At 71.5% G+C, this 16,932-nt stretch carries 15 protein-coding genes; 10 read left to right on the top strand and 5 right to left on the bottom strand.

Annotation, left to right across the window (positions count from 1 at the left end; translation table 11 throughout):
* Positions 1 to 35: 35 nt before the first annotated feature.
* Positions 36 to 2,006, top strand: a complete 1,971-nt coding sequence (locus O3438_RS18065; RefSeq protein WP_269681067.1) for an acetoacetate--CoA ligase — start codon at positions 36 to 38, stop codon at positions 2,004 to 2,006.
* A gap of 126 nt (positions 2,007 to 2,132) precedes the next feature.
* Here the strand turns inward: O3438_RS18065 and O3438_RS18060 are convergent, their stop codons facing one another.
* Positions 2,133 to 2,822, bottom strand: a complete 690-nt coding sequence (locus O3438_RS18060; RefSeq protein WP_269681066.1) for a TIGR03089 family protein — start codon at positions 2,820 to 2,822, stop codon at positions 2,133 to 2,135.
* A 154-nt stretch (positions 2,823 to 2,976) separates the two neighbouring features.
* Here O3438_RS18060 and O3438_RS18055 point away from each other — a divergent pair, with 154 nt between their 5' ends.
* Both O3438_RS18055 and O3438_RS18050 read left to right on the top strand, forming a co-directional pair.
* Entirely contained in the window at positions 2,977 to 4,122 is a 1,146-nt protein-coding gene (locus O3438_RS18055) for a glycosyltransferase family 4 protein (protein ID WP_269681065.1), read from the top strand.
* Between the two features lie 61 nt (positions 4,123 to 4,183).
* Complete coding sequence (locus O3438_RS18050) at positions 4,184 to 5,275, top strand: mannose-1-phosphate guanylyltransferase (protein ID WP_269681064.1); 1,092 nt, start codon at positions 4,184 to 4,186, stop codon at positions 5,273 to 5,275.
* Here O3438_RS18050 and O3438_RS18045 read toward each other — a convergent pair.
* A complete protein-coding gene (locus O3438_RS18045) occupies positions 5,244 to 5,861 on the bottom strand; it encodes an NUDIX hydrolase (RefSeq protein WP_269681063.1) in 618 nt (205 codons plus the stop codon). The genes O3438_RS18050 and O3438_RS18045 overlap by 32 nt on opposite strands.
* Positions 5,862 to 6,211: 350 nt before the next feature.
* Between O3438_RS18045 and O3438_RS18040 the strand changes: the two genes are divergently transcribed.
* Positions 6,212 to 7,210, top strand: coding sequence for an ArsR/SmtB family transcription factor (locus O3438_RS18040; RefSeq protein WP_269681062.1), 999 nt, complete (start codon positions 6,212 to 6,214; stop codon positions 7,208 to 7,210).
* 56 nt (positions 7,211 to 7,266) lie between these two features.
* Here O3438_RS18040 and O3438_RS18035 read toward each other — a convergent pair whose 3' ends face one another.
* Both O3438_RS18035 and cofD read right to left on the bottom strand, forming a co-directional pair.
* On the bottom strand, positions 7,267 to 8,352 hold the full coding sequence (locus O3438_RS18035) for a coenzyme F420-0:L-glutamate ligase (protein ID WP_269681061.1): 1,086 nt from the start codon (positions 8,350 to 8,352) through the stop codon (positions 7,267 to 7,269).
* Positions 8,349 to 9,296: a 2-phospho-L-lactate transferase gene (gene cofD / locus O3438_RS18030; protein WP_269681060.1), complete on the bottom strand. Its 948-nt coding sequence runs from the start codon at positions 9,294 to 9,296 to the stop codon at positions 8,349 to 8,351. The genes O3438_RS18035 and cofD overlap by 4 nt, the downstream gene beginning before the upstream one ends.
* Before the next feature lie 98 nt (positions 9,297 to 9,394).
* Here cofD and O3438_RS18025 point away from each other — a divergent pair, with 98 nt between their 5' ends.
* The 6 genes from O3438_RS18025 (at position 9,395) to O3438_RS18000 (ending at position 16,284) form a co-directional block, all read left to right on the top strand.
* Entirely contained in the window at positions 9,395 to 10,417 is a 1,023-nt protein-coding gene (locus tag O3438_RS18025; RefSeq protein ID WP_269681059.1) for a hypothetical protein, read from the top strand.
* A 283-nt stretch (positions 10,418 to 10,700) separates the two neighbouring features.
* A complete protein-coding gene (locus tag O3438_RS18020; protein WP_269681058.1) occupies positions 10,701 to 13,334 on the top strand; it encodes a bifunctional FO biosynthesis protein CofGH in 2,634 nt (877 codons plus the stop codon).
* 158 nt (positions 13,335 to 13,492) lie between these two features.
* Complete coding sequence (locus O3438_RS18015; RefSeq protein ID WP_088986258.1) at positions 13,493 to 13,771, top strand: hypothetical protein; 279 nt, start codon at positions 13,493 to 13,495, stop codon at positions 13,769 to 13,771.
* Between the two features lie 51 nt (positions 13,772 to 13,822).
* Positions 13,823 to 15,217, top strand: coding sequence for a DUF4331 domain-containing protein (locus O3438_RS18010; RefSeq protein WP_269681057.1), 1,395 nt, complete (start codon positions 13,823 to 13,825; stop codon positions 15,215 to 15,217).
* A gap of 20 nt (positions 15,218 to 15,237) precedes the next feature.
* Complete coding sequence (locus O3438_RS18005; protein ID WP_269681056.1) at positions 15,238 to 15,567, top strand: phospholipase; 330 nt, start codon at positions 15,238 to 15,240, stop codon at positions 15,565 to 15,567.
* 459 nt (positions 15,568 to 16,026) lie between these two features.
* On the top strand, positions 16,027 to 16,284 hold the full coding sequence (locus O3438_RS18000) for a WhiB family transcriptional regulator (protein WP_088986255.1): 258 nt from the start codon (positions 16,027 to 16,029) through the stop codon (positions 16,282 to 16,284).
* Between the two features lie 113 nt (positions 16,285 to 16,397).
* Here the strand turns inward: O3438_RS18000 and O3438_RS17995 are convergent, their stop codons facing one another.
* Positions 16,398 to 16,847: a metallopeptidase family protein gene (locus O3438_RS17995; protein ID WP_145786394.1), complete on the bottom strand. Its 450-nt coding sequence runs from the start codon at positions 16,845 to 16,847 to the stop codon at positions 16,398 to 16,400.
* Positions 16,848 to 16,932 lie beyond the last annotated feature (85 nt).

Genomic DNA, 16,932 nt, shown 5'->3' with positions numbered 1-16,932 from the left:
CACAACGTCGTGCCGGGCCAGGGGAGGGTGGACCAGTGGGTGACATGCTGTGGGCGCCGCCGGCGGACGTACGCGAGCGGTCCCGGATCGGCGGCTACCTGCGCTGGCTGCGGGAGCACCGAGGGCTGGACTTCGCCGACTACGACGCGCTGTGGCGTTGGTCCACCACCGATCTGGACGCGTTCTGGCGCTCGGTCTGGGATCACTTCGAGGTGATCGCGCACACCCCGCCGACCGCCACCCTGGCCGAGCGGGGGATGCCCGGGGCCCGCTGGTTCCCCGGGGCCACTCTCAACTACGCGGAGAACGTGCTGCGGATGCCGGGGCGGGTCGACGACGACCCGGTGGTGATCGCACACGGGCAGACCCGACCGCCGGTCACGCTGACCGCCGGGGAGCTGCGTGAGCAGGTACGCCGGGTGTCGGCAGGGCTGCGCCGGCTCGGCATCACCGCCGGTGACCGGGTGGCGGCCTACGCCCCCAACATCCCGGAGACGTACGTCCTCCTGCTGGCCACCGCCAGCCTGGGCGCGGTCTTCTCGTCCTGCGCGCCCGAGTTCGGCACCCGCAGCGTCACCGACCGGTGGCAGCAGATCGAGCCGACAGTGCTGGTCGCCGTGGACGGTTACCGCTACGGCGACAAGCCGGTGGACCGGCGCGCCGAGGTGGCAGCGATCCGGGCCGCCCTGCCGTCGCTGCGGCACACCGTCAGCATCCCCTACCTCGACCCGCTGGCCACGCCGCCGGACGGCGCGCTGGGTTGGGCCGAGCTGGCCGCGCCGACCGACGAGCCGTCGACGTTCACGCCGGTGCCGTTCGACCACCCGCTGTACGTTCTCTACTCCTCGGGCACCACCGGGCTGCCCAAGCCGATCGTGCACGGCCACGGCGGCATCCTGCTGGAACACCTGAAGATGCTCGCCCTGCACCACGACCTGGGCCCGGCGGACCGCTTCTTCTGGTTCACCACCACCGGCTGGATGATGTGGAACTTCCTGGTCTCCGGCCCGGCGGTGGGCGCGACCATCGTGCTCTTCGACGGCAACCCCGGCCACCCCGACCTCGGTGGGCTGTGGCGGCTGGCGGCGGAGACCGGCACCACGTACTTCGGCACCTCCGCCCCCTTCCTGCTGGCCTGCCGCAAGGCCGGGCTGGTCCCCCGGGAGATCGCCGACCTGTCCGCGCTGCGCGGGGTGGGTTCGACGGGTGCGCCGCTGCCCGCCGAGGGCTTCCACTGGGTGTACGACACCGTCGGCGACCACCTCCAGCTCCAGTCGCTCTCCGGTGGCACCGACGTGTGCACGGGTTTCGTCGGTGGGGTGCCGCTGCTGCCGGTGTACGCGGGGGAGATCGCCTGCCGTGCGCTGGGCGCGAAGGTGGAGGCCCGCTCCGCCGACGGCACCCCGGTCATCGGTGAACTGGGCGAGTTGGTGATCACCGAGCCGATGCCGAGCATGCCGGTGGGCTTCTGGAACGACACTGACGGCGTCCGCTACGCCGAGGCGTACTTCGACGTCTACCCCGGGGTGTGGCGGCACGGCGACTGGATCACCATCAACGAGCGGGGCGGCTGCGTGATCACCGGACGCTCCGACGCCACGCTCAACCGTGGTGGGGTGCGGCTGGGCACCGCCGAGTTCTACTCGGTGGTCGAAGGGCTGGACGAGGTGCTCGACTCCGTCGTCGTGCACCTGGAGGACGACGAGGGTGGTGCTGGTGAGCTGCTGCTCTTCGTGGTGCTCGCCGAGGGTCTGACCCTTGACGACGCGATGCGCGCGACGATCTGTCGCGAACTGCGTACCGCCCTCTCGCCCCGACACGTGCCCGACGAGATCCACCAGGTGCGTGCGGTGCCCCGCACCCTGTCGGCGAAGAAGCTGGAGGTGCCGGTCAAGAAGATCCTCACCGGCACCCCGGTCGACCAGGCCGCGGCCAAGGGCGCGCTGGCCAACCCGGAGTCCCTGACCGCGTTCGCCACCTTCGCCCAGTCGAGGACCTCCGCCTAGGTCGGCTGCCCGTCGTCGATGACGCTCGCCCCACACTCCGGTCGATCATGGAATTGTGGTGCTCGTAAAGGGGCATAGCCGCAGGAGTTCCCCACCACCACTCCATGATCGACCGCAGAGGTGGGGTTACGGGAGGGGGTGGGTGACTTTTTCCGTTGTTACTCGGGCGTCCAGGCGGGCTGGGTCCTGGTTGGCGCAGAGGACCACTGTGGCGGCCCGGCTCAGCGGGGCCAGGAGCCAGTCCACCGGGTCCGGGTAGCGGGCGGCGTCGACCAGGACACGCGCCCCACGCTCGATGCCCAGTTCGTCGGCGCGGGCCTCCGCCCGGGTCAGCAGACGTTCGTCGGCGGGGCCCGGACCGGGCTGCGGCGTGAAGTGGTCGCCGTGCCGGCGTACCTCCACCACGTAGTCGGCGAACCCGGGCGGCACCTGCCGTAGTGGGGCGGCGAGCGGGGCCAACCCGAGGGCGTACCGCTCGTCGGCCGCCCAGGACTGCGCCTCGTCGAACCGGTCGACGGCGGCGAACAGCACGTCCACGTCTCCCGGCGTGTCGACGACGTTCAACTTGGCCGACCAGCAACCCAGCAGCACCGCGGCGGCCTGCCAGTGTGGCGGCAGCAACACGCCGGCCGGGGTGCCCGGGGCGAGGCCGACCTCGTCGACGAGAAGATTGGCGGTCTTCGCCACCCAGTTCGCCAGGGTGGCGCCGGACAGTTCGGTGCGGTCCCCGCTGGCGTCGTCGTACCAGGTGAGCAACGGTCTGGTCGGGTCGGTAGCGATCGCATCGGCGAAGACCCGGGCAATATTGTCGGCCATCGGCGCGAACGATACGCCCCTGCCGGCCGTACTCGATGGCGATGACAAGTCGGCGTACCGTCGGGTCGCAGTCAGCGCCGCCCCCGCGCTCCGGCGTAGGCTTGGCCCCCGGAGTGTTTTTCCCCACAGACCCGCCAGTGCAAGGAGTCGCCCCGTGACCGCCGGTCGCCCGCCCCGCGTGCTCATCGACGCCACGAGTGTCCCCGCCGACCGTGGTGGTGTCGGTCGCTACGTCGACGGTCTGCTCGGTGCCCTCGGCAAGGTGTGCGGGTCGGGGGTGGAGCTGGCGGTGGTCAGCCTCCGCACCGACCTGGAGCGCTACACCCGCATGCTGCCCGGTGCGGAGATCATCCCCGCCCCGGCCGCCGTGGCCCACCGCCCGGCCCGGCTCGCCTGGGAGCAGACCGGCCTGCCGCTGCTCGCCCAGCAGGTCGGTGCGGAGGTGCTGCACTCGCCGTTCTACACCTGCCCGCTGCGGGCCGGCTGCCCGGTCACCGTCACCGTGCACGACGCGACGTTCTTCACCGAGCCGGAGCACTACGACAAGTCCCGCCGCACGTTCTTCCGCAGCGCCATCAAGACCTCGCTGCGCCGCGCCGACCGGGTGATCGTGCCCAGCAAGGCCACCCGGGACGAGCTGATCCGCCTGCTCGACGCCGACCCGACCCGGATCGACGTGGCCTACCACGGCGTCGACCAGGCTGCCTTCCACGCTCCCACCGAGGAGGAGAAGGCCCGCGTCCGCGCTCGGCTGGGGCTCGGCAACAGCAGCTACGTCGCGTTCCTCGGGGCCAAGGAGCCGCGGAAGAACGTACCCAACCTGATCCGTGGTTGGGCGCGCGCGGTGGCCGAGCGGTCCGACCCGCCGGCCCTGGTGATCGCCGGCGGGCAGGGGCACGACGACGACATCGACCGGGCCGTCGCCGAGGTCCCGTCGCACCTGCGCCTGCTGCGCCCCGGCTACCTGCGCTACGGCGACCTCCCGGGCTTCCTCGGTGGCGCCCTGGTCGCCGCCTATCCCTCCTACGGCGAGGGGTTCGGCCTGCCGATCCTGGAGGCGATGGCGTGTGCCGCCCCGGTGCTGACCACTCCCCGGCTGTCGCTGCCCGAGGTCGGTGGCGACGCTGTCGCGTACACCTCGGAGGACCCGGAGCAGATCGGCACCGACCTGGCCGCCCTCCTCGACGACGAGCAGCGACGGTTGTCGCTGGCGAAGGCGGGCTTCGACCGGGCGAAGGAGTTCACCTGGGCGACCAGCGCCGAGGTGCACATCGCCGCCTGGAGCAGGGCCCGATCCTGACTCTCCGACCCAAGTGGTGACCCGTGCCACTCCGGGCAGGCTCGTCGGGCATGATGTGCGGATGCTTTATGCGGTCATTCCTGCAGGTGGCAGCGGCACAAGGTTGTGGCCGTTGTCTCGTGCCGGCCACCCCAAGTTCCTCCATCCGCTGACCGGCACCAGCGCCTCGCTGCTGCAGGCGACCGTGGAACGGCTCGCGCCGCTGACCACACCGGACCGCACCCTTGTGGTCACCGGTGCCGCGCACGTCGCGGCGGTGGCCCGGCAGCTGACCGGTCTGCCCGAGGAGAACATTCTGGTCGAGCCGTCCCCTCGGGACTCCTGCGCGGCGATCGCGTTGGCGGCGGCGGTGATCGCGGTACGCGACCCGAACGCGGTGATGGGCAGCTTCGCGGCCGACCACCTGATCCGCGACCCGGACAGCTGGGTCCGTACGGTCCAGGAGGCGGTCCGCGGGGCCGAGCAGGGCATGCTGATGACCGTCGGAATCACCCCGACCCGGCCGGAGACCGGCTACGGCTACCTGGAGACCGGCGAGGAGACCGACGGCTCGCCGTGGCGGCAGGTGGCCGAGTTCAAGGAGAAGCCGGGCGCCGAGGTCGCCGAGGCGTACGTCCGTTCGGGCCGGCACCTGTGGAACGCGAGCATGTTCGTGTGGCGGGTGGACGTCTTCCTCGCCGAGTTGGCCCGTCAGCAGCCGGCGTTGCACGCGGGCGTCGTCGCGATCGCCGCCGCCTGGGGCACCCCGGAGCAGGACGAGGTTCTCGGCGCGATCTGGCCGACGCTGCCGAAGATCTCGGTGGACTACGCGGTGATGGAGGGCGCGGCCACCGCGGGTCGGGTGGCGACGGTGCCGGGCGACTTCGGTTGGAACGACGTCGGCGACTTCCACACCCTGGGCGACGTGCTGCCGGCCGACGACGCGGGCAACGTGGTGCTCGGCACCGACGCGAAGCCCGGTGTGCTGCTGCGGGACAGCAGCAACCTGGTCGTCGTGCCGCAGTCGGGACGATTGGTGGCGGTCCTCGGGTTGCAGGACCTGATCGTGGTGGACACCCCGGACGCGGTGCTGGTCTGCCCGCGTGACCGGGCGCAGGACGTCAAGGCCCTGGTCGACGAGCTCAAGGAGCGAGGCGAAGAGGGTTACGTCTGAGGGCGGCGAGGGCCGGCGCGACCAGTTGCACGGTCCCGCCGGCCAGCGGCTCGGGCAGGTTGTCCGGCGGGAACCAGCCCAGCTCTTCGGCCTCGTCACTGACCTCCTCCACCGCCCCGGGCGGGGCGAGCACGGCGAACCGGACGTCGTGGTGCAGGGAGCCACCCTGGCACTGCACCGGGTGCACGTCCACGTCGATCGGCACCGGGTCGATGCGCAGGTCGGCGATCCCGGACTCCTCGGTGGCCTCGCGGAGCGCTGCGGCCACCAGAGTCTGGTCGACCGGCTCGCAGTGCCCGCCGAGTTGCACCCACCGCCCGAACTTGCCGTGCAGGCAGAGCAGCACGCGCGAGCCGGTGGCGTCGAGGACCAGCGCGCTAGCGGTGATGTGCCCGGGGCGGTGTTGCCTGCTCATCGCGATCGGGCCGGCGTCGAGCAGACGGAGGGTGCGGTCCCGTGCGCGGGCCGCGTCCGGGCTGGTGGGCTGCCAGTCGCCGAGCAACGCGGTGGCGTCGGCGTGCAACGCCGTGAACGTCGCGGCATCGGTCGGGTGAGCGGTCGGTCCGGGGATCGCGGTGTCAGGCACCCCGACACTGTACGAGCGTGTGCTCCATAGGCTGGCTCGGTGACGCCGCGACTCGTCGAATTCGGCTGGCCGGGTGATGTGTGCGGTGGGTGACCGGGCGGCACCTCTGCGGAGCAAGGGCCGCAGACCCTCGTGGTGCCGCCCGATCACCGGGGCCTCCCCGGTCCCGGTGCCCTGGGGGCGGGATGTCGAGGACACGCCGGCACCCTGTTCGAGCACTGGAAGCATGCCTAACCGGCCCCCAGGACGTCGAGGTTTTTCAGCTCAGGCTTAAAGATGGAGATTAGTGCCGTCCAGGTAGAGTCGAACGGTCTACCGGCACCCCCCTGCCGGCGACACGGGAGCGCACCATGCTGAAGATCCATTTTTCTGGGGAGGACATCCTCCGGACCCGGGTGGCACCGGCTGCGGACCCGATCTGGGAGCTGGTCCTCAGCCTGCACGTGCTCCAGGGCCGAAACCGCGATCCGTTGACGGCACACTGGCGGCGCTCCGTGTCCCGGGGGCTGCGTCAGGACGTCGCCTCCGAGCAGCTCCGGTTGCTGTTCGCGCTCAACCCGCCACGCGGCTACTTCCCCGACTTCCTCACTCCGTACGCCAGCGTCGACGGTTTCGAGTCCGGGCTGGACGCGCTCCGCCGAACCCCCACCTCGCTCCTGCATCGGGACCTGAGCGTGCTGGCCGCCGAGAACCAGCTGCCCTCCTCGGCCGCCGCGCTGGCCCGAGGCGAGGTGGCGGTGCTGCATCACCTCGCCGAGTCGATGAAGCAGTACCAGTCGTTGGCGATCAGCCCGTACTGGAACCGGATCCAGGCCGCGGTGGCGGCGGACCGGGCCCGCCGGGCCCGAGCGCTGCTCGACGGCGGTGTCGAGGGTCTGCTCACCAGCCTCCGGCCGGCCATGCGCTGGGAGGGCGGGGTGCTCGAGGTCCGGGACTACCCGCACAGCCGGGAGATGCACCTGGACGGTCGAGGGCTGCTGCTGGTGCCGTCGTTCTTCTGCGCGAGCACCCCTGTCGCGCTACTCGACCCGGCGTTGCCGCCGGTGCTGGTCTACCCGGTCGACCGGCTGGGCGGGCTGGCACCGGCCGACGGCATCGGGGCCGCCCCGTCCGGTGCTACCCGCGACTCACTCGCCGCGCTGCTCGGCCGCACCCGCGCGGCGGTGTTGCAGGCCAGCGACGAGGGCTGCACCACCGGCGAGGTAGCCCGCCAGCTCAACATCTCGCCCGCCGCGGCGAGCCAGCACGCCACAGTCCTGCGCAACGCCGGCCTGCTGGTCAGCCACCGGGAACGCAACAGTGTGCTGCACACGTTGACGCCGCTCGGCCGGGCCATGCTGGACGCCTGACCCGGCCCGTCTCGTACAGAGCGAGCGCGGCGCTCGCCGGGCTGCCCGGCCGTTTCTCACAGAGCGAGCGCGGCGCTCGCCGGGCTGCCCGGCGGTGGCGGCAACAGAGTGGACTCGACACCCTCGGCGGCCAGGGCGACGCGCAGCCGGTGCAGGTCGGCGCCGAAGCGGACCAGACCGATCGGCTCGACCGGCGTCGGGGCCGAGCCCAGCAGCAGAGCCGCTCCCTCTGGCCATCCCGGCATCTCGGCGACCAGTCCGGCGCGTACCTCCGCCTCGTCGACCAGCGTGAAGACCGTGCCGGGGGCGACGACATCGGCGATCGCTTCGATCGCCCGTCGCACCGCGCCCAGGTCCGCGGGCGTCGAGCCGAGCGCGTCGCTCAGGGTGGCGGCGTCGGCGAGCCCGGCGGCCCGGGCCTCGGCGGTGCCGAGCGAGAAGAGGTCCTGTGCGGCGTCGCGGACCAGCGCCCGTGCACCGGCGGTGTCCTCCGGGTCGGTGCCGGACAGATAGCCCCGAACCACAGCGACCGGAACCTGGTCGCACTTCCCCTTGATCAGCTCACCGGCGCCCGCCAGCTCGTCCACCACGGCCATCTGGGTCAACTGCAGCTCGTTGCCGTACGGGTCGATTTCGCCCCGGTGGTCACGGATGGCGGGCATCCCGGCCACGCCGAGCGCCACATCGGTGAGCCCGTTGCGCCAGGGTCGCCCCATGGTGTCGCTGATGATCACCGCGACATCCAGCTCGTAGCGTTCCCGCAGCGCCTCGCGCAACGCCCGCGCCGAGGCGTCCGGGTCGACCGGCAGCAGCACCAGTTGGGTCTTGTCCACGTTCGACGCGTCGATGCCGGCCGAGGCCATCACGAAGCCGTGGTGGGTCTGCACGATCCGGGTCGGCCCGCGACTGGCGACCACCCGTACGGTCTCACCGGCCAGCACCTCGTCGCGTGCGGCCAGCCGCTCCGGCCCGTCCGCCGGGACGTCGACCAGCCGCCCCTCCGCCTTCGAGACGATCTTGCTGGTCACCACCAGCACGTCGCCGTCACGAAGCCACGGTGCCGCAGTCGCGATCACCGCCGGCAGATCATCACCCTCGGTCACGTGGCCGATGCCGAGCACCGGCAGGATTTCCAGCCTCACGTCAACTCCACCGCGGCGCGGACCATCGCCGCCGTCGCCGCCTCGTCGGTCATCCGCAGCGGCACCGCGCGGACGGTCACATCGGGCACCAGCGTGCCGGCGTCCTCCTCGGCCACCAGCCACCCGTCCAGCAGGCCGCCGTCCGGCCGGCCTCCGTACAGGCGACCCACCCCGGCGGCGCTGCACTCGACGCCGAGCACGTCGAGGCACCGGTCGGCCATCCCGCGTACCGGAGCGCCGCCGATGATCGGCGAGACACCCACCACCGGCGCCGGGCCGTCCACGACCGCCTCGCGCAGCCCCGGTACGGCCAGCACCGGCGCCACGCTCACCACGGGGTTGCTCGGCGCGACGAGCACCAGGTCGGCCGAGCCGATCGCCTCCAGCACCCCGGGTGCCGGCTTCGCGGTCTCCGCGCCGACGAACACGAAGCGCTGGGTCGGGATGTCAGCCCGGTACCTGACCCACCACTCCTGGAAGTGGATCGCCCGCTGCCCCTGCTCGTCCTCGACGACAGCGTGGGTTTCGAGCCGGTCGTCGGTGGCCGGCAACAGGCGTACCCCCGGCTCCCAGCGGGTGGACAGCGCCTCGGTGACCGCGCTCAACGGGTAACCACCGTTGAGCATGGTGGACCGCACGAGGTGCGTGGCGATGTCCTTGTCGCCGAGGCCGAACCAGGTCGGCTGTGCCCCGTACGCGGCCAACTCGTCCTTGACCGTCCAACTCTCACCAACCCGACCCCAGCCCCGTTCCGGGTCGGCGCCGCCGCCGAGCGTGTACATGACGCTGTCCAGGTCAGGGCAGATCTTCAACCCGTGCAGCCACAGGTCGTCGCCGACGTTGACCACGGCGGTCACCTCCGCGCCGACGTCCCGGGCGTACGCCCGGACGCCGAGCAGGAACCGGGCGCCACCAATGCCGCCGGCCAGAACCACGATGCGCATGTCGACCATCCTCGCTCACGTGACGCCTCCGGTCGGCCGGTGGCCGTAGAGACTAGGCTCACGTGCGCCCTGTTCGTTCCTGCCCCGAGGGGGAGCTCGTGACCAGCCCCGCCGAGCCCGCGTCGACCGACGCGAAGCAGGCCCGTCAGCTGACCAAGCCACTACGCGAGCTCGCTGCGCTCGCGCTGCTCGGCGCCAACGCCGTGTTCCTCTTCGTGGGCCTGCTCCGCCTGATCGCCCCGAACGACTACAGCACCTTCACCGACCGGGCGGGCAGCGCGTTCTACTCGTTCGTCGGGGTGGAGGCGGTGGGTCTGCCGCTGCTGGCCGTGTTGCTGGCCACGCACATCTCGCCGGTGCTGCCGAAAGCGAAGCTGATCACGCAGGTGGCCCTCGTCGAGTACGCGGTCAGCGCCTTCTTCGGCACGTTGACCATGCTGATCTGGACGGTCGGACGCCTGGCCCAGGCCGAGATCCTCGACGCGCTCCTCGGGGTGCTCACCCGGTTCGCCTGGATGGTCGTCTTCGCGGTCGCCGCGTGGGTGGTCTACACGGTCTGGCGTGCCCACTACTACGTGCCGCGTCCCAAGCCGCAGCCCGGCGTCTACGGTCAGCCGCAGCCGGGTCAGCCGCATCCTGGTTGGCCGCAGCAGCAGGGTGGTTGGCCGGCGCCGGGGCAGCCCGGTGGTCAGCCGCAGGGTGGATGGCCCTCCGCCGGGCAGCCGGGCGGATACCCGCCGGCGCAGTACCCGGGCCAGTTCGGTCAGCCGTCGCCGCCGTTCCAGGCGCCCCAGTCGGCACCGCCGCACCCGCAGTCCGCGCCCCCGTTCCAGGCTGCTCCCCAGTCGTCGCCGCCGTTCCCGCAGTCCGCGCCGCCGGTCAACCCCGCGCCGCCGTCCCCTGCCGCGCCGCCGTTCGGGCAGCCACCGTCGGCAGATCCCACGCAGACCATCCCGCGTCAGCCCGCCGACTCGGCTGCCGCCGACCGGACGCAGGCCATCGCGCACCCCGCCGACTCGGCCCCCGCAGACCCGACCCAGGCGATCACCCGTCCCACCGACCCGGACGACGACCGCACCCAGCACATCAAGCCTGGAGAGCACCCCGACCAGCCCCGCTGAATCGGACTCCATGATCAGGTGATGAAAAGTAGTTCCACAGCCGCTCTCGCAGCTACTTTTCATCACCTGATCATCACGTTGACGGATCGCCAGCGCCCGGCACGGCGAGATCAGCGCGCACTGTCACCACGCCGGTGGGTCGCCGACGTGCTGGCGCAGCGGGATGACTGCGGGCACTGTCGCCCCCGCTGGTGCTGAGCCAGGCGCGAGGCGAGGTGGGCCGTTTCTCACGGTGCGGGCACTGGTCGGTCGAACGGGCTCGCGCTGCGCATAGGCTGAGCGAATGGTTGATCGCATCCACTCCGGGCCGAGCGGCAACTCTGGCCCGGGCGGCGACGTCGGGCCGAGCGGCGACTCCGGCCTGAGCGGCGACGTCGGCCCGAGCCACCGCTCCGGCCCGAGCGACGCGAGCGTGCGGCGGGCCCTGGGCCGGGCCGCTACCGGGCGGGCGTTGGATGTCGACGAGGCGACCGCGCTGCTGTCCGCCCGCGGTGACGCGCTCGACGAGCTGCTCCGGGTGGCCGGGGGGATCCGGGACGCCGGGCTGCGCGACGCCGGGCGGCCGGGCGTGGTCACGTACTCGAAGAAGGTCTTCATCCCGCTGACCCGGCTCTGCCGGGACCGCTGCCACTACTGCACGTTCGCGACGGTGCCGCACCGGCTGCCGGCGCCGTTCCTGGACCGCGACGAGGTGCTGGCCATCGCCCGGGAGGGTGCCGCGCAGGGCTGCAAGGAGGCTCTGTTCACCCTGGGTGACCGGCCGGAGGAGCGGTGGCCGGCGGCCCGGACGTGGTTGGACGAGCGCGGCTACGACTCCACACTGGACTTCCTGCGTGCCTGCGCGGTAGCGGTGCTGGAGGAGACCGGGTTGTTGCCGCACCTCAATCCGGGGGTGCTGTCCTGGTCGGAGCTGCAACGGCTGAAGCCGGTCGCGCCGAGCATGGGCATGATGTTGGAGACGACGGCGACGCGGCTGTGGTCCGAGCCGGGTGGGCCGCACTTCGGCTCGCCGGACAAGGAGCCGGCGGTCCGGTTGCGGGTGCTGGACGACGCCGGCCGGGTGGGGGTGCCGTTCACCACGGGCATCCTGATCGGCATCGGGGAGACCCCGGCGGAGCGGGTGGACGCGCTCTTCGCGATCCGCCGCGCGCAGCGGGAGTACGGGCACCTCCAGGAGGTGATCGTGCAGAACTTCCGCGCCAAGCCGGACACGGCGATGCGCGGCATGCCCGACGCGGAGTTGCACGACCTGGCCGCCACTGTGGCGGTGGCCCGGCTGCTGCTCGGCCCGAAGGCCCGGATCCAGGCCCCGCCGAACCTCATCGCCGGCGAGTACGACCTGCTGTTGCGGGCCGGCATCGACGACTGGGGTGGCGTCTCCCCGCTCACCCCGGACCACGTCAACCCGGAGCGCCCGTGGCCGCAGATCGAGGAGTTGGCGAAGCACACCGAGCTGGCCGGGTTCACGCTGCGGGAGCGCCTGACGATCTACCCGGAGTACGTGCGCGCGGGTGACCCGTGGCTCGATCCTCGGCTGCTGCCGCACGTGAGTGCGCTCGCCGATCCGGCGACGGGCATGGCTGTCGAGTCGGCGGTGCCGCGGGGGCGCCCCTGGCAGGAGCCGGAGGAGACGTTCGGCGGGCGGGTCGACCTGCACGCCACCATCGACACCACCGGTCGGACCGACGACCGGCGGGGTGACTTCGACAGCGTCTACGGGGACTGGGCCGAGGTGGCCGGCAAGGTCGCCCCCGAGGCGGTCGCGCGTCGCGCGGGCGTACCCCCGACGCCGGCGGGGAGCGGCGCGGACCATGACCTGGCGGCCGGGCTGCGGCTCGCCGCCGACGATCCGGCGGCGCTGCTCGACCCCCGGCACACCGACGCGGCGTTGGCGTTGTTCGGCGCGGACGGGCGGGCGCTCGACGAGCTGTGCCGTCTGGCGGACGACGTGCGCCGTGACGTGGTCGGCGACGACGTGACCTACGTGGTCAATCGCAACATCAACTTCAGCAACGTCTGCTACGTGGGTTGCCGGTTCTGTGCCTTCGCGCAACGTGAACGGGACGCCGACGCGTACCGGCTCTCCGTCGACCAGGTCGCCGACCGGGCCGAGGAGGCGTGGGCGGCCGGCGCCAGCGAGGTGTGCCTCCAGGGCGGGATCGATCCGAAGATGCCGGTCACCGGGTACGCCGACATCGTGCGCGCGATCAAGGCCCGGGTGCCCGAGATGCACGTGCACGCGTTCTCGCCCATGGAGATCGTCACCGCCGCCGCGAAGGCCGGCGTGCCGGTCCGCGAGTGGCTGACCCAGCTGCGGGAGGCCGGGCTGGACAGCATCCCGGGGACCGCCGCCGAGATCCTCGACGACGACGTGCGGTGGGTGTTGACCAAGGGCAAACTCCCGGCCGCCGCCTGGGTCGACGTGGTCAGCACGGCTCACGAGCTGGGCATCCGGTCCAGCTCCACGATGATGTACGGGCACGTCGACCATCCCGGGCAGTGGCTGGCGCACTTCCGGGTGCTGGCCGGGGTGCAGGACCGTACCGGCGGGTTCACCGAGTTCGTGGCGCTGCCGTTCGTGCACACCAACGCCCCGATCTACCTGGCCGGGATCGCCCGACCCGGGCCGACCTGGCGGGAGAACCGGGTGGTGCACGCGATGTCCCGGCTGCTGTTGCACGGCCGGATCGACAACATTCAGTGTTCCTGGGTGAAGTTGGGCGACGAGGGCACAGTGGCGATGCTCCAGGGTGGCTGCAACGACCTGGGCGGCACGCTGATGGAGGAGACCATCTCCCGGATGGCCGGCTCCGGTAACGGTTCGGCGCGTACCGAGGAGCAGTTGCGGGCCATCGCGACGGCGGCCGGACGTCCGGCACGTAAGCGTACGACCGCGTACGGTCACGCCAGATCCTGACGTCGAACCTTTCCCCGCCTCCGGCCGTACCACGCGATGCCGGCGGCGGTCGCGGCGAGGACCGCCGCCGGTGTCCCTTCGGGGCCCGGCGTCGCTGGACGGCACCGGACCCGACCGTCTGAGCGGGCGCGTTCGCGCCGCCGCCGGAAAGGTTGCCCATGACCAGTGATCAGCGGAAGCGGCAGTGGCCGCGACTGACCCGCCGGCAGACGTTGACCGCCGCGGCCAGCGCCACCCTCGGGGCCGCCGCGCTCACCGTGCCGGGCCTGTCGGCCGCGCAGAACGCCCCCGGCGCGGCCGGGCGGGCCGACGAGCCGATCGTCGTGCATCTGCGGGACGCGAGCTCCGGAACGATGGACGTCTTCGTCGGTGAGACCCGGATCGAGGTACGCGACCGCGGCCTGGCGGATCGACTGCGGCGCGCCGCCCGGCGCTGACCCGACATCCCGCCCTGCCACCCTGTTCCCGCCCAGTGAGGTTGGTCCGCCATGTCTTCCCACCGCGAGGCCCCGGAGATAGCCAAGGATCCGGTCGCCGACAGCTCCGACCTGTACGCGTTCGTCAGCCCCGACAAGCGCGACACGGTCACGTTGATCGCCAACTACGTACCGTTGCAGCTTCCCTCCGGGGGCCCGAACTTCTTCGAGTTCGGCGACGACGTGCGCTACGAGATCCATATTGACAACGACGGTGACGGCCGCCCGGATGTCACCTACCGGTTCGAGTTCACCACCGAGATCACCAATCCGAACAGCTTTCTGTACAACACCGGCCCGATCGATTCGCTTGACAGCGAGACGTGGAACCGGCGGCAGTTCTACAGCCTGACCCGGGTGGCCGACGGTCGGGAGCACCGGCTGGCACACAAGTTGCAGTGCCCGCCGTGCAACGTCGGCCCACTGTCCACCCCGAAGTACGCCGAGCTGGTGCGGCAGGCGACCTACTCGCTGTCCACCGGGGAACGGGTCTTCGCCGGGCAGCGCGCGGACGGTTTCTTCGTCGACCTGGGGGCGATCTTCGACTTGGGCACGCTGCGGCCGTTCCAGCAGCTGCACGTCGCCGGCAAGAAGGTCTTCAAGGCCGAGGGGGAGCCGGTCAACGCCACTGACCGGATGAACGTGCACAGCATCGCCGTCCAGGTGCCGCTGGACCGGGTGCGTCGGCGCGCCAACCGGTACGGCGTCGGTGACCGGGCGTCGGTGATCGGGGTGTGGACGTCGGCGTCGCGCCGGCAGGTGCGGGTGCTCGGCGACCGGGGTGCGGCGGACACCGCAACCGGCCCGTTCACGCAGGTCTCCCGGTTGGGCAATCCGCTGTTCAACGAGGTCATCGTGCCGATGTCCAGGAAGGACCAGTGGAACTCACTGCCGCCGTCGGAGGACAAGCGGTTCGCGCAGTTCGTCGAGCAGCCGGAGCTGGCCGCGTTGCTGCCGGCGCTCTATCCGGACGTCTTCCCGAACCTGGACAAGCTCACCAAGGCCAAGAAGGCCCGCGCCGACCTGGTGGCGATCCTGCTCACGGGCGTACCGGCCGGGCTGATCGACGGCTTCACCAACGCGACCGGCGACGTGCAGGCGGACATGCTGCGGCTGAACACCGCGATCCCGCCGACCAAGCGGCCGGACCGGTTCGGGGTGCTCGGTGGTGACCTGGCCGGGTTCCCGAACGGGCGGCGGGTCGGTGACGACGTGGTGAGCATCGCGTTGCGGGCGATCGCCGGGCTGACCGTCCCGCTGGTGGACAAGACGTTCCGCCCGGACGCGGCGGCCGCCGCGGTCACCCCGGGGCTGAGCGCCGCGGATGTGACGGCGCCGTTCCTCGGGAACTTCCCCTACCTGGGTACGCCGTACGACGGGTTCAACAACCCGCCGGCGGGGTCCTGATCGGCGCGGGGGAGAAGCGGATGCATGATCACGCGTACGGGCCGTCGGAGACCGGGAGTGTCGTCCTCGATCTGGGCGGCGACACCGGTGCGTTGATCGTCTACACCAGTCCGGATCTGCACGGTCGGGAGATTGAGATCAGTCGGGAGGAGGACGGGCGGGTCCACTCGGCGGTGCGTGAGCGCCGGGTGCGGGACGGCTCGTTCCACAGTGCGGTCTACCCCGACCTGCCGGCCGGAATTTATACCGTCTGGTGGGACGAGAAGACCTCTGCGGGGACGGTTTCTGTCCATGGTGGAGGGATAGCCGAGTTCGTGTGGCCCAGCAGCGGTTTCGGGGTCGCCAGCTGACGTTTCGACACCGATCTGCACGTCGCGCCCCGTCCACATTGTGGACGGGGCGTATGTGCTGTCCACTGCTCGACGGGCAGTCTGTGCCGCGCCGCGTTAACCTGTCCCCCACCAAGATCAGCTTGGCGGTGGAGGTGTCTCGTGCTGTCCCGGGGGGCGGCCCGTCGGGGGAGCGCCACGGCAGAAAAGTCGAGCGACTCGCCGGAGAGGGCGTTACTCGGCCGGGGTCTGAATCGATAGGGCAGGTTGCGAGGCTGGACGGCCTGGACGGCCGGCCGGGGGTGTCGGGAGGGCGACTCCATTATCAAGTTTGGCTTGACGGCGCACGTATTACACGCGTGTAATTTGAATGGGGTTGTTCGCACGGAACGCAACAAAACGGGACCGGACGGACAAGCACGCCTTTCGCGTGGGGGGTTGCAGCGGCGATGACGCCGGTGCGCGACAAGGAGGCATTTGATGGACGGCCAGCTTGAGGTGGCCGACCTGCTCGGAAACGCGCCGGAGTGGCAGGAGCGAGCACTGTGCTCGCAGACCGACCCCGAGGCGTTCTTCCCCGAGAAGGGCGGTTCCACCCGTGAGGCGAAGAGGATCTGTGGGCGCTGCGAGGTCAAGACCGAATGCCTTGAATACGCTCTGGGTCACGACGAGCGGTTCGGCATCTGGGGTGGGCTCTCCGAGCGGGAGCGGCGCAAGTTGAAGCGGCGGGCCGCCTGAGCGGTGCGAGGTCGGGGCGGTGGGGGCCGCCCGACAGCACCCGGGATGGCAGCTCTACCGGAGCAGGGTCCGGCCCGCGGGGGGTCGCTCAGCGCGGCGCACGGCCGGCCTGCTCAGGCCAACTCTTCGGGGTCCACCCCGAGGAGGTTGGCCACCTGCTCGATGATCACGTCGTGGACGAGATCGGCGAGGTCCTCACGGTCCATCGCCCGGAACTCCAGGGGCCGCCGATACAGCACGATCCTCGGCGGCACCTCCTGCCGGCCCGGGCGACCGGGCAGCAGTCGGGCCAACGGGACCTCGCCGTCCTCCAGGACGTCGGAGTCGTAGACGTTCAGGTCCGGTGGGACGTCCTCGACCGCGAACTCGACACCGGCCAACTCCTTGGCGAACCGACGCTCCAGCGTCTCCACCGTGTCCAGGACCAGGTCGTCGAAGACCTCGGCCTTGGTCCGCGCCAGCGGCACGGTGGCCGGCACCAACCGCCCGCGCAGGCCGCGCCCGTGCCGGTCGCGGTGCGCACGCCGGCCGGAGCCGGGGCGGCGGTGTTCCGGACTCGTCATGAGGCAAAGGGTAGCGCCCACGGTGGGCTGGTCAGCGGCAGCGCCGCTCCCGTGGCGCGGCGCGCCCGCAACGGTCAACTGTGAT

It is taken from the genome of Micromonospora sp. WMMC250, assembly GCF_027460215.1.
GTDB classification, from domain to species: Bacteria; Actinomycetota; Actinomycetes; order Mycobacteriales; family Micromonosporaceae; genus Micromonospora; species Micromonospora taraxaci.
Note: the sequence above shows the minus strand (reverse complement) of the source record. Positions and strands in the feature narration are given on the sequence as shown.